Consider the following 13,589-nt stretch of genomic DNA (forward strand, 5'->3'; position numbering starts at 1 on the left):
GGATGGTTTTGTTTTTTTTGCCAGTTTTGACTGGTTGTTGGATATCGGATTTCTCTGATTTGCGATGCACCTGGTTTTGCCGGGTTGTTTTTGTTTGGAGAGTTTGATTCTGGCTCAGGACGAACGCTGGCGGCGTGCTTAACACATGCAAGTCGAACGGAAAGGCCCTTCGGGGTACTCGAGTGGCGAACGGGTGAGTAACACGTGGGTGATCTGCCCTGCACTTCGGGATAAGCCTGGGAAACTGGGTCTAATACCGGATATGACCTTGGGATGCATGTCNNTTGGTGGAAAGCTTTTGCGGTGTGGGATGGGCCCGCGGCCTATCAGCTTGTTGGTGGGGTTAAGGCCTACCAAGGCGACGACGGGTAGCCGGCCTGAGAGGGTGACCGGCCACACTGGGACTGAGATACGGCCCAGACTCCTACGGGAGGCAGCAGTGGGGAATATTGCACAATGGGCGCAAGCCTGATGCAGCGACGCCGCGTGAGGGACGACGGCCTTCGGGTTGTAAACCTCTTTCAGCACAGACGAAGCGCGAGTGACGGTATGTGCAGAAGAAGGACCGGCCAACTACGTGCCAGCAGCCGCGGTAATACGTAGGGTCCGAGCGTTGTCCGGAATTACTGGGCGTAAAGAGCTCGTAGGTGGTTTGTCGCGTTGTTCGTGAAAACTCACAGCTCAACTGTGGGCGTGCGGGCGATACGGGCAGACTAGAGTACTGCAGGGGAGACTGGAATTCCTGGTGTAGCGGTGGAATGCGCAGATATCAGGAGGAACACCGGTGGCGAAGGCGGGTCTCTGGGCAGTAACTGACGCTGAGGAGCGAAAGCGTGGGGAGCGAACAGGATTAGATACCCTGGTAGTCCACGCCGTAAACGGTGGGTACTAGGTGTGGGTTTCCTTCCTTGGGATCCGTGCCGTAGCTAACGCATTAAGTACCCCGCCTGGGGAGTACGGCCGCAAGGCTAAAACTCAAAGAAATTGACGGGGGCCCGCACAAGCGGCGGAGCATGTGGATTAATTCGATGCAACGCGAAGAACCTTACCTGGGTTTGACATGCACAGGACGCTGGTAGAGATATCAGTTCCCTTGTGGCCTGTGTGCAGGTGGTGCATGGCTGTCGTCAGCTCGTGTCGTGAGATGTTGGGTTAAGTCCCGCAACGAGCGCAACCCCTATCTTATGTTGCCAGCGCGTCATGGCGGGGACTCGTAAGAGACTGCCGGGGTCAACTCGGAGGAAGGTGGGGATGACGTCAAGTCATCATGCCCCTTATGTCCAGGGCTTCACACATGCTACAATGGCCGGTACAAAGGGCTGCGATGCCGTGAGGTGGAGCGAATCCTTTAAAGCCGGTCTCAGTTCGGATCGGGGTCTGCAACTCGACCCCGTGAAGTCGGAGTCGCTAGTAATCGCAGATCAGCAACGCTGCGGTGAATACGTTCCCGGGCCTTGTACACACCGCCCGTCACGTCATGAAAGTCGGTAACACCCGAAGCCGGTGGCCTAACCCCTTGTGGGAGGGAGCCGTCGAAGGTGGGATCGGCGATTGGGACGAAGTCGTAACAAGGTAGCCGTACCGGAAGGTGCGGCTGGATCACCTCCTTTCTAAGGAGCACCACGAGACTGCGGTCCGCCCACATCGTGTGGGAGTTCGGAGTTCGCAGCGATTCGTTGGATGGACCCGTTGCCCGTCACTGGGCGTATCTGTAGTGGAGCGGGTTCTGGTGCACAGACAAACTCAAAAAACGCCGGCGTCACCTTTCCGTTTGGGGGGTGGTGTTCGGTGGGCTGCCAAGCACACTGTTGGGCTTTGAGACAACAGGCCCGTGTTTCCCTGGCCACTGTGTGTGGTGGGAGGTGTGTTGTTGCCCCTAGGTTTTGGTGGTGGGGTGTGGTGTTTGATTCGTGGATAGTGGTTGCGAGCATCAACTCGCAGCAGTCGAGGTTCCTGCCTTGGTCGTCGTGCTCTTTCGGGGGTGTGGTGGTCTGTGGGTGGGTTCGGAGGTGTTGTGGGTTGTTGTGGTGTAATTTCGATTTTTTGTTTGAAACAATTGGTTTTTGTGTTGTAAGTGTTTAAGGGCGCATGGTGGATGCCTTGGCATCAGAGGCCGATGAAGGACGTGGGAGGCTGCGATATGCCTCGGGGAGCTGCCAACCGAGCGTTGATCCGAGGATGTCCGAATGGGGGAACCCAGCACGAGTGATGTCGTGTTACCCGTATCTGAATTCATAGGGTGCGGGAGGTAACGCGGGGAAGTGAAACATCTCAGTACCCGTAGGAAGAGAAAACAATAGTGATTCCGTGAGTAGTGGCGAGCGAAAGCGGAGGATGGCTAAACCGTATGCATGTGATACCGGGTAGGGGTTGTGTGTGCGGGGTTGTGGGACCCATATGTCTAGGGCTACCTCCCTGGAGGGCAGTGAGAAAGTGTCGTGGTTAGCGGAAGTGGTCTTGGGATGGCCTGCCGTAGACGGTGAGAGCCCGGTACGTGAAAACCCGACGCCTGCCTTGTGTGGTGTTCCCGAGTAGCAGCGGGCCCGTGAAATCTGCTGTGAATCTGCCGAGACCACTCGGTAAGCCTGAATACCTTCTGATGACCGATAGCGGATTAGTACCGTGAGGGAATGGTGAAAAGTACCCCGGGAGGGGAGTGAAATAGTACCTGAAACCGTGTGCCTACAAGCCGTCAGAGCCCTCCTTCGTGGTGGGGTGATGGCGTGCCTTTTGAAGAATGAGCCTGCGAGTCAGGGACATGTCGCGAGGTTAACCCGTGTGGGGTAGCCGCAGCGAAAGCGAGTCTGAATAGGGCGTATCCGCACAAGTGTGTGTGGTGTAGTGGTGTGTTCTGGACCCGAAGCGGAGTGATCTACCCATGGCCAGGGTGAAGCAGCAGTAAGATGTTGTGGAGGCCCGAACCCACTTAGGTTGAAGACTGAGGGGATGAGTTGTGGGTAGGGGTGAAAGGCCAATCAAACTCCGTGATAGCTGGTTCTCCCCGAAATGCATTTAGGTGCAGCGTTGCATGGTTCTTACTGGAGGTAGAGCTACTGGATGGCCGATGGGCCCTACAAGGTTACTGACGTCAGCCAAACTCCGAATGCCGGTAAGTCAACAGTGTGGCAGTGAGACGGCGGGGGATAAGCTCCGTGCGTCGAGAGGGAAACAGCCCAGATCGCCGACTAAGGCCCCTAAGCGTGTGCTAAGTGGAAAAGGATGTGCAGTCGCGAAGACAACCAGGAGGTTGGCTTAGAAGCAGCCACCCTTGAAAGAGTGCGTAATAGCTCACTGGTCAAGTGATTGTGCGCCGATAATGTAGCGGGGCTCAAGCACACCGCCGAAGTCGCGGCAACGAGTCATCCTTCGGGGTGGACGTTGGGTAGGGGAGCGTCCTGCACGCCGGTGAAGCCACCTAGTGATGGTGTGGTGGAGGGTGTGGGAGTGAGAATGCAGGCATGAGTAGCGATAAGGCAAGTGAGAACCTTGCCCGCCGAAAGACCAAGGGTTCCTGGGCCAGGCCAGTCCGCCCAGGGTGAGTCGGGACCTAAGGCGAGGCCGACAGGCGTAGTCGATGGACAACGGGTTGATATTCCCGTACCCGTGTGTGCGCGCCCGTGATGAATCAGCGGTACTAACCGCCCAAAACCAGGATTATCAACGACCTTCGGGTCAATGAATTTCTGGGGCTGCGCGGGACCTTCGCTGGTAGTAGTCAAGCGACGGGGTGACGCAGGAAGGTAGCCATACCAGTCAGTGGTAACACTGGGGCAAGCCCGTAGGGCGAACGATAGGTAAATCCGTCGTTCATGATGCCTGAGAGGTGATGCATAGCCGAGTGAGGCGAATTTGGTGATCCTGTGCTGCCGAGAAAAGCCTCTAGCGAGCACACACACGGCCCGTACCCCAAACCGACACAGGTGGTCAGGTAGAGAATACCAAGGCGTACGAGTGAACTATGGTTAAGGAACTCGGCAAAATACCCCCGTAACTTCGGGAGAAGGGGGACCCCTTACTGTCATGGCACGAGCTGCCGGCAGCGGTGGGGGGTCGCAGAAACCAGTGAGAAGCGACTGTTTACTAAAAACACAGGTCCGTGCGAAGTCGCAAGACGATGTATACGGACTGACGCCTGCCCGGTGCTGGAAGGTTAAGAGGACCGGTTAACCCCTCGGGGTGAAGCTGAGAATTTAAGCCCCAGTAAACGGCGGTGGTAACTATAACCATCCTAAGGTAGCGAAATTCCTTGTCGGGTAAGTTCCGACCTGCACGAATGGCGTAACGACTTCTCAACTGTCTCAACCATAGACTCGGCGAAATTGCACTACGAGTAAAGATGCTCGTTACGCGCGGCAGGACGAAAAGACCCCGGGACCTTCACTACAACTTGGTATTGGAGTTCGTTACGGTTTGTGTAGGATAGGTGGGAGACTGTGAAACGCACACGCCAGTGTGGGTGGAGTCGTTGTTGAAATACCACTCTGATCGTATTGGGCTTCTAACTTCGAACCGTATATCCGGTTCAGGGACAGTGCCTGGTGGGTAGTTTAACTGGGGCGGTTGCCTCCAAAAAAGTAACGGAGGCGCCCAAAGGTTCCCTCAACCTGGACGGCAATCAGGTGTTGAGTGCAAGTGCACAAGGGAGCTTGACTGCGAGACGTACATGTCGAGCAGGGACGAAAGTCGGGACTAGTGATCCGGCACCCCCGAGTGGAAGGGGTGTCGCTCAACGGATAAAAGGTACCCCGGGGATAACAGGCTGATCTTCCCCAAGAGTCCATATCGACGGGATGGTTTGGCACCTCGATGTCGGCTCGTCGCATCCTGGGGCTGGAGCAGGTCCCAAGGGTTGGGCTGTTCGCCCATTAAAGCGGCACGCGAGCTGGGTTTAGAACGTCGTGAGACAGTTCGGTCTCTATCCGCCGCGCGCGTCAGAAACTTGAGGAAACCTGTCCCTAGTACGAGAGGACCGGGACGGACGAACCTCTGGTCTACCAGTTGTCACACCAGTGGCACGGCTGGATAGCTACGTTCGGACAGGATAACCGCTGAAAGCATCTAAGCGGGAAACCTCTTCCAAGACCAGGTTTCTCACCCTTTGAGAGGGATAAGGCCCCCCGCAGACCACGGGATCGATAGACCAGACCTAGAAGACCAGCAATGGTTGCAGGGAACTGGCACTAACCGGCCGAAAACTTACACACACCCAAAAAATGAATCACTTGGGTCAAGCAAGAAGGCGTGTAACACCACATTGTGCACCTCGTGCACCTCGCAACCACACATGTTCATGAATCGAACAGACCACACCCCACCACCAAATAATTGTGGGGCGTAAAATAAATAGAGTTACGGCGGCAACAGCGGTAGGGAAACGCCCGGTCCCATCCCGAACCCGGAAGCTAAGCCTACCAGCGCCAATGATACTGCCCCTTCGGGTGGAAAAGTAGGACACCGCCGAACACCCTTTCACCTAAGGCCCCCAACCACGTTGGGGGCCTTAGGCATTTCCACCAACAATCAATGATACTGCCCCTTCGGGTGGAAAAGTAGGACACCGCCGAACACCCTTTCACCTAAGGCCCCCAACCACGTTGGGGGCCTTAGGCATTTCCACCAACAATGTCATTCAATTTGGCATTCGTCGCGTGGTGTCGAATGTCGCCGTATCCTTTCCGAGACGGCGAGAAGAAGAGGGAAGGCAGACGTGGCTCAGGACACGCAACGCGGAGGCGAGGACAAACGGCCTCGGCGTACTCCCAGCGCCGGCGCACCCCGACGGGGCTCTACGGACTCCCGTCGCGGATCGGCACCCGGTTCCGGGTTCGGAGACCGCCGGGGCGCCCCCCGATCCGGCGCCCCCGACCGCCCCCGACGGCCGTCGTCGCCGACCGACGATCCGCGGTCGGACAAGAACGCACCGCCCATCCCGCCCGACGTCGAGGCGAAGCAACTTGCGCCCGACGTCCGCGGCGAACTGATGACCCTCGACAAGACCACCGCCGACTACGTCGCCAAGCATCTCGTCGCGGCCGGTGACCTTCTCGACGAAGACCCCGAGCTGGCGTTGAAGCATGCTCAAGCGGCGCGGACGCGATCGGGCCGGATCGCTGCCGTGCGCGAGGCCGTGGGGATCGCGGCCTACCACTGCGGTGACTGGGCCCAGGCGCTCTCGGAATTCCGCACCGCCCGGCGGATGGGGAGCAAGTCCCCGCTGTTGGCGTTGATCGCGGACTGTGAGCGCGGCGTCGGCCGCCCGCAGCGCGCCATCGACCTGTCCCACACACCGGAGGCCGAGGAACTCACCGGTGACGACGCCGACGAGCTGCGCATCGTCGTCGCGGGCGCGCGGTCGGATCTCGGTCAGCACGAACAAGCGCTGGCCGTGCTCTCCTCACCCCCACTCGATCCGGAACGGACGGGGCTGACGGCGACCCGCCTGTTCTACGCCTACGCCGACACTCTTCTCGCACTGGGGCGCAACGACGAAGCGCTGCAATGGTTCATCAACGCCGAGGCGGCGGACGTCGACGGCGTCACCGACGCCGACGAGCGAATTACGGAGCTCAGCTGACGTGACAACCCTTGCGCAACAACACGACTGTCTTCTGCTCGACCTCGACGGCACCGTCTTCCGCGGGCAGCAGCCCACCGAGGGGTCCGTCGAGACGTTGAAGGGCATCGAGCCCCGCACGCTGTTCGTCACCAACAACGCCTCCCGCGGCCCCGACGAGGTCGCGAAGAATCTCGTCGCGATGGGATTCGCCGCGACGGCCGACGACGTCGTCACCAGTGCGCAGAGCGCGGCGCGACTGCTCGCGTCCCAAATGGGTTCGGGTGACAAGGTTCTGGTCATCGGCACCGATTCCTTGGCCGACGAAGTACGCAAGGTTGGCCTCGAGCCGGTGCGTGCGTTCGCCGACGAGCCCGCAGCGGTGGTGCAGGGGCACTCGCCGCAGACGGGCTGGGCCGACCTCGCCGAGGCGGCGTTGGCGATCCGGGACGGCGCGCTGTGGGTGGCGGCGAACGTCGACCGCACCTTGCCGTCCGAACGCGGTCTGTTGCCCGGCAACGGGTCGATGGTCGCGGCGCTCGAGACCGCGACCGATCAGCGGCCACAGGTGGCGGGCAAACCCCAGCCGCCGCTGCTGCTCGACGCGCTGGCCCGCGGCGAGTTCGAACGACCGTTGGTGATCGGGGACCGGTTGGACACCGACATCGCCGGCGCCAACGCCGCCGGTTTGCCCAGCATGCTGGTGCTGACCGGGGTCAGCTCGGTGACCGACATGATCTACGCCGACGCCGCGGAGCGACCGAACTACCTCGCCGCGGACCTGCGGTCGCTGAACGAAGACAGCGGCTCGCTGCGGGTGGCGCCGCATCCGTCCTGGCGCGTCGAGGTCGGCCCGCAGGACGTCACCGTCTACTGGACCGGTCGGGATGCCGAGGACCCGTTGAGCATCGTCCGTGCCGTGGCGAGCACCGTCTGGGGTTCGAGCGTCGACGGGGTCCGGTTCGCCATCCTCGGCGGAGATCACACGGCGCACGAAGCGCTGGAGCGCTGTGCGTTGGCGGGCTCGTCCAATCAGCTAGCGTGAACGTCGAGATGACGTCCGATCCCGATCAGATCCGAGCCAGGGTCGCGGCCCTGCTTGCCGAGCTTCCCGATCCGACTGCCGACGACTCCGAGCACGTCGACGTCGAGGCCATCGCGGCGCGCTTGGAGGAGGCCCACGACCTGTTGGTTCGGGCGCTGGAATCAGTCGAGAGGTAAGCACACGTGACTCGGCGCGCTCGCGTTGATGCCGAGCTGGTCCGGCGTGGCCTGGCACGGTCCCGCCAGCAGGCGGCGGAGCTGATCGATGCCGGTCGAGTGCGCATCGACGGCATTCCCGCCGGGAAGCCCGCCACCGCCGTGACCGTCGACGCGAAGCTCACCGTCACCGGCGCCGACGAGCGCAGTTGGGTGTCGAGGGGCGCCCACAAACTGATCGGAGCCCTCGACGCCTTCGACGTCCCGGTGCACGGGCGCCGCTGCCTGGACGCCGGCGCGTCGACCGGCGGCTTCACCGAGGTGTTGCTGGATCGTGGGGCCGGCGAAGTGGTCGCCGCCGACGTCGGATACGGCCAGCTCGCCTGGCCGTTGCGCTCGGATTCGCGGGTGGTGGTCATGGAGCGGACCAACGTGCGCACGCTGACCGCCGAGGCCATCGGCGGACCGGTTGACCTGGTGGTCGCCGACCTGTCGTTCATCTCGTTGGCGACGGTGCTGCCCGCGCTGGTGTCCTGCGCGTCGGCGGACGCCGATATCGTTCCCATGGTGAAACCACAGTTCGAGGTGGGCAAGGCGCGAGTGGGGCCGGGAGGTGTCGTGTCGGACCCCGAGATCAGGGCCGACGCGGTCCTGTCGGTCGCCCGCCGAGCGGCCGAACTCGGTTGGCATGCCGTCGACGTCACGTCGAGCCCGCTTCCCGGGCCGTCCGGCAACGTCGAGTTCTTCCTGCGCCTGCGAGCGCACACCGACCGTCCACTCCTGGGTGAGTCCCTGGAGCACGCCGTCCGTCGAGCGATCGAAGAAGGACCACAATGACCTGCGAACGCCAGGTGCTCCTCGTCGTACACACCGGCCGCGACGAAGCCACCGAGACCGCTCGGCGAGTGGAGAAGGTGCTCAGCGCGAACGGAATCGGGCTGCGCGTGTTGGCCGCGGAGCAGGTCGACCACGAGCCGTACTACCTGAGCGCCGACGAGGTCAGCGCGCTCGGCACCGACATCCAGGTCGTCGACGCCGACGAGCGTGCCGCCGAGGGATGCGAGATGGTGCTCGTCCTCGGAGGCGACGGCACGTTTCTGCGAGCCGCGGAACTTGCCCGCAACGTCGAGATCCCGGTGCTCGGCGTCAATCTCGGCCGCATCGGATTCCTGGCCGAAGCGGAGGCTTCGGCGATCGACACCGTGCTGGATCAGGTGATCCATCGCAGCTACAGCGTCGAGAAGCGCATGACGCTCGACATCGTCGTGCGCGTCGACGGTCAGATCAAGCAGCGGGGGTGGGCCCTCAACGAGGCCAGCCTGGAGAAGGGGCCACGGCTCGGCGTGCTCGGCGTCGTCCTCGAGGTCGACGGACGTCCGGTCTCGGCGTTCGGATGTGACGGCGTGCTGGTGTCGACGCCGACCGGGTCCACCGCGTACGCATTCTCCGCGGGCGGGCCCATTCTCTGGCCCGATCTCGAGTCGATCCTGGTAGTACCCAACAACGCTCACGCACTGTTCGCGCGGCCGATGGTGACCAGCCCGGATGCGTCGATTGCGATCGAGGTCGAGGCCAGCGGTTATGACGCGATGGTGTTCTGCGACGGCCGCCGCGAGATGGTGGTGCCGGCAGGCGGTCGTCTCGAGGTCACCCGGTGCGGCACGTCGCTGAAGTGGATCCGGCTGGACAGCGCGCCATTCACCGACCGATTGGTACGCAAGTTCCAATTGCCGGTCACCGGCTGGCGGGGGCAAAGTGCTCGCTGAAATCCGCATCACCGAACTCGGTGCGATCCGGTCGGCGACCGCCGAGTTCGACCGTGGGCTGACCGTCCTGACCGGGGAGACCGGCGCAGGCAAGACCATGGTGGTCACGGGTCTGCACCTGCTTGGGGGCGCGCGGGCGGACGCCAGTCGTGTCAGGTCCGGCTCGGAACGCGCGGTGGTGGAGGGCCGCTTCACGACCACCGAAATCGAGGGCACGGTGGCCAAGCGGATCGACGAGATCCTGGATTCCTCCGGCGCCGACCGCGACGACGACGGCAGTGTCATCGCCGCCCGGTCGGTCAGCCGGGAGGGTCCGTCGCGCGCCTATCTCGGTGGACGCAGCGTGCCGGCCAAGTCGTTGAGCACGTTCACCACCGAACTCCTTGCGCTGCATGGCCAGAACGACCAACTGCGGCTGATGCGTTCCGACGAGCAGCGGGGGGCCCTGGACCGGTTCGCGGACGTCGACGCCCCGCTGGCGCGGTATCGGACCCACCGCGAGGAGTGGCTCGCCCTGCGTCGCGATCTGGCCGATCGCCGGCAGCGTGCGCGCGAGCTGGCGCTGGAGGCCGACCGACTGCAGTTCGGGCTCGGCGAGATCGACGCCGTCGCCCCGCAGCTCGGGGAGGACGAGGCGCTGGTGGCCGACATCCGCAGGCTCTCGGAGTTGGACGCGTTGCGCGACGCGGCGCAGACCGCGCGGGTCGCGCTGTCCGGTGAGCTCGACGATCCGGCGCAGGGGGAGACGTCGGCGATCGACGGGATCGGCCATGCGAAGACCGCGCTGCAGGCAACCGACGACGCCGCCCTGCGGTCACTGGGCGACCGGTTGGGTGAGGCCCTTGCCGTGGTCGGCGACGTCTCGGGCGAGCTCGGCGACTACCTGGCTGAATTGCCCAGCGACGCAAGCACTCTGGAGGGCAAGCTGGCGCGCCAGGGCGAGCTGCGCAACTTGACCCGAAAGTATGCCGCCGACGTCGACGGCGTGCTGGCCTGGGCCGACGACGCGCGTAGTCGACTGGCCCAGCTCGACGTCTCCGAGGAGGGACTGGCGGCCCTGCAGCAACGCGTGGACGCGCTCCAGGAGAAGGTCGTCGCGGCGGCCGCCGACGTCACGAAGGTGCGGACCAAGGCCGCCAAGGCGATGGCGAAGGCGGTGACGGCCGAGCTGGCCGGGCTCGCGATGTCGGGCGCGGGATTCAGCATCGCGGTGAGCCCGCTGTTGGCCAGATCCGACGACTCGGCACCGTTGACGCTGGCCTCGGGTGAGGTGGTCCATGCCGGTCACGACGGCGTGGACGCCGTCGAGTTTGGCTTCACGCCGCATTCCGGATCCGAGGCTTTGCCGCTGGCCAAGAGTGCGTCCGGCGGCGAGCTGTCCCGCGTCATGCTGGCGCTGGAAGTGGTGCTGGCGGCGTCGGCCGAGGGCACGACGATGGTCTTCGACGAGGTCGACGCCGGCGTCGGTGGACGCGCAGCCGTACAGATCGGCCGGCGCTTGGCGCGGCTGGCCCGGACGCACCAAGTGATCGTCGTGACCCACCTGCCGCAGGTGGCCGCGTATGCCGACGTGCACCTCGTCGTAGACAGCGGTTCCGGGAAGGGCAAGTCGAGTGAAGTGCGCCGCCTCGACGACGACGACCGGGTCGGTGAGCTGGCGCGCATGTTGGCCGGGCTGGGGGAGTCCGACAGTGGGCGCGCGCACGCGCGGGAGCTGCTCGAGGGCGCGCAAAAGGAAGCCGCCGAGTAGTCGGGCCGAGATGCAACCGCCCGCCCGATCGTGTTGCAGATGTGACAGAACGTAACTTCTGAGGCTGGTGGTACGGCGCGCCTCCACCTCAACTTGAGGGTTCGCCGACAGAATCCCCCCATGAAGATGTCAGCGCTCCTCTCGCGTAATGCCGGCTCACGACCCGGCGTAACCGGTACGGCCCGCGTCGATCGCGACATCGACCGCCTGCTCCGACGCGTGGGGCCCGGCGACGTCGTCGTCATCGACGCCCTCGACCTCGACCGCATCACGGCCGACGCCCTGGTCGACGCGAACATCGCCGCCGTCGTCAACGCGTCGCCCTCGATCTCGGGCCGCTACCCCAACCTCGGCCCCGAGGTGCTGGTCGCCAACGGCGTCGTGCTGATCGACGAGGCGGGCCCCGAGATCTTCAAGAAGATCAAGGACGGCAGCAAGGTCCGGTTGCACAACGGCGGCGTCTACTCCGGTGACCGACGCCTCGCGCTCGGCACCGAGCGCACCGACGAAGAGATCCACGACCTCATGCACGAGGCCAAGAGCGGTCTGGTGGCACACCTCGAAGCGTTCGCAGGCAACACCATCGAGTTCATCCGCAGCGAGAGCCCGCTGCTGATCGACGGCATGGGCATCCCGGACATCGACGTCGACCTGCACCGCAGGCACGTCGTCATCGTCGCCGACGAAGCCGACGCCGCGGAGGACCTCAAGGCGCTCAAGCCGTTCATCAAGGAGTATCAGCCGGTCCTGGTCGGCGTCGGTTCGGGCGCGGACGTGCTGCGCCGGGCGGGGCACCGACCGGCGCTGATCGTCGGCGACCCGGAGGAGATGAGCGTCGAGGTCCTGCGGTCGGGCGCCCAGGTGGTGCTGCCCGCCGACGCCGACGGCCACGCCAAGGGTCTCGAGCGCATCCAGGACCTGGGCGTGGGGGCCATGACGTTCCCCGCCGCCGGGTCGGCCGCCGACCTCGCCATGCTGCTGTGTGATCACCACGGCGCCTCGCTGATCGTCACCGCGGGCCACAACGCCAGCATCGAGGAGTTCTTCGACCGCTCGCGCCAACAGAGCAACCCGTCGATGTTCCTTACCCGGCTGAAGGTCGGCGAGAAGCTGGTCGACGCCAAGGCCGTCGCGACGCTCTACCGCAGCCGCGTGTCCGGTGGTGCCATCGCACTGCTGGTGCTGGCCATGCTGATCGCCGTCATCGCCGCGCTGTGGGTGTCCCGCGCCGACGCCGTCGTCATCGAATGGGTCACCCAGTACTGGAACCAGTTCTCCCTGTGGGTGCAGGGCCTGGTCACCTGACCCACCGGCTCGCAACTTCTCGGAGGTTTCGTGATTTCCCTTCGCTCACATGCCATCTCACTGGCAGCGGTCTTCCTCGCGTTGGCGATCGGCGTAGCCCTGGGGTCGGGGCTGTTGTCCAACACGCTGCTCGCGGGTCTCAAGGACGACAAGACCCAGATGCAGAACCAGATCAACGGGCTGACCGACGAGAAGAACGTCCTCAACGAAAAGCTGAGTGCGGCAAACGACTTCGACGCACAGATGTCGCCGCGGATCATCCGCGACGCCCTGAAGGGCAAGTCGGTGGTGATGTTCCGGACGCCCGACGCCGCCGACGACGACGTCACCGCGCTGTCGCGTCTCGTCGGGCAGGCCGGCGGCGTGGTGACCGGGACGATCGCGATGACGAAGGAATTCGTCGACGCCAATTCCTCGGAGAAGCTGCTGTCGGTCGTCAACTCGCCGATCGTGCCAGCCGGGCGCCAGCTGAGCACCACCTCGGTCGACCAGGGTTCGCAGGCGGGAGATCTGCTCGGCATGGCGTTGTTCACCGGCAAGGACCCGGCGGTCCCGGCCGTCGACGACGCGCAACGTGACGCCGTGCTGGCAGCGCTTCGTGACACCGGCTTCCTCACCTACGGCACCGAACGGATCGGGGCGGCAGACACCGCGCTGATCGTCACCGGCGGCGGATTGGCCGACGACGCGGGCAACCAGGGTTCGACCGTCGCGCGCTTCGCCGCGGGTCTGGCCCCCCACGGCGCGGGCACGCTGCTCGCCGGACGTGACGGCTCGGCCACCGGCACGGGCGCCGTCGCGGTGGTCCGGTCCGACACCAGCCTCGCCAACGCAGTCGCCACGGTCGACGACGTCGACCGGTCGTCGGGGCGCATCACCGCGGTGCTGGGACTTCAGGAGATGGTCGACGGCGGTCGCCCGGGGCAGTACGGCACCGGCCGCGGCGCCGCGTCGTTGACGCTCGCCCAGTGACTCCTCGGTAGTCCCTCCGACCGGCGCGTCAGTCCCCACTCGG

At 63.9% G+C, this 13,589-nt stretch carries 8 protein-coding genes and 3 rRNA genes; all 11 read left to right on the top strand.

Annotated features, from left to right (window positions below; translation table 11 throughout):
- Positions 1 to 91: 91 nt before the first annotated feature.
- Positions 92 to 1,610, top strand: a 16S ribosomal RNA gene (locus tag H7J06_RS15530).
- Positions 1,611 to 2,068: 458 nt separating this feature from the next.
- Positions 2,069 to 5,204: ribosomal RNA gene (locus tag H7J06_RS15535) — 23S ribosomal RNA — on the top strand.
- A 146-nt stretch (positions 5,205 to 5,350) separates the two neighbouring features.
- Positions 5,351 to 5,463: ribosomal RNA gene (rrf, locus tag H7J06_RS15540) — 5S ribosomal RNA — on the top strand.
- The 16S, 23S and 5S rRNA genes sit together here, the layout of an rRNA operon.
- 244 nt (positions 5,464 to 5,707) lie before the next feature.
- A complete protein-coding gene (locus H7J06_RS15545; protein ID WP_264039854.1) occupies positions 5,708 to 6,574 on the top strand; it encodes a tetratricopeptide repeat protein in 867 nt (288 codons plus the stop codon).
- 1 nt (position 6,575) lies between these two features.
- Positions 6,576 to 7,598, top strand: a complete 1,023-nt coding sequence (locus tag H7J06_RS15550; RefSeq protein ID WP_264039855.1) for an HAD-IIA family hydrolase — start codon at positions 6,576 to 6,578, stop codon at positions 7,596 to 7,598.
- The gene (locus H7J06_RS15555) at positions 7,595 to 7,774 is read left to right on the top strand and encodes a hypothetical protein (protein ID WP_264040134.1); all 180 of its coding nucleotides are present in this window, start codon (positions 7,595 to 7,597) and stop codon (positions 7,772 to 7,774) included. Before H7J06_RS15550 ends, H7J06_RS15555 begins: the two co-directional genes overlap by 4 nt.
- A gap of 6 nt (positions 7,775 to 7,780) precedes the next feature.
- Entirely contained in the window at positions 7,781 to 8,590 is an 810-nt protein-coding gene (locus H7J06_RS15560) for a TlyA family RNA methyltransferase (protein ID WP_264039856.1), read from the top strand.
- A complete protein-coding gene (locus H7J06_RS15565; RefSeq protein WP_264039857.1) occupies positions 8,587 to 9,519 on the top strand; it encodes an NAD kinase in 933 nt (310 codons plus the stop codon). The genes H7J06_RS15560 and H7J06_RS15565 overlap by 4 nt, the downstream gene beginning before the upstream one ends.
- Positions 9,509 to 11,269: a DNA repair protein RecN gene (recN, locus tag H7J06_RS15570; protein WP_264039858.1), complete on the top strand. Its 1,761-nt coding sequence runs from the start codon at positions 9,509 to 9,511 to the stop codon at positions 11,267 to 11,269. Before H7J06_RS15565 ends, recN begins: the two co-directional genes overlap by 11 nt.
- Before the next feature lie 120 nt (positions 11,270 to 11,389).
- Positions 11,390 to 12,574, top strand: a complete 1,185-nt coding sequence (gene steA, locus H7J06_RS15575) for a putative cytokinetic ring protein SteA (RefSeq protein ID WP_264039859.1) — start codon at positions 11,390 to 11,392, stop codon at positions 12,572 to 12,574.
- A gap of 30 nt (positions 12,575 to 12,604) precedes the next feature.
- Complete coding sequence (locus tag H7J06_RS15580) at positions 12,605 to 13,546, top strand: copper transporter (protein WP_264039860.1); 942 nt, start codon at positions 12,605 to 12,607, stop codon at positions 13,544 to 13,546.
- Positions 13,547 to 13,589 lie beyond the last annotated feature (43 nt).

Source organism: Mycolicibacterium hodleri, assembly GCF_025822245.1.
Classification (GTDB): Bacteria; Actinomycetota; Actinomycetes; order Mycobacteriales; family Mycobacteriaceae; genus Mycobacterium; species Mycobacterium hodleri.

Bases quoted from the DNA above. Each gene is read 5' to 3' on its own strand.
- H7J06_RS15565 (WP_264039857.1), top strand. From the start codon at position 8,587: ATGACCTGCGAACGCCAGGTGCTCCTCGTCGTACACACCGGCCGCGAC.
- steA (WP_264039859.1), top strand. From the start codon at position 11,390: ATGAAGATGTCAGCGCTCCTCTCGCGTAATGCCGGCTCACGACCCGGC.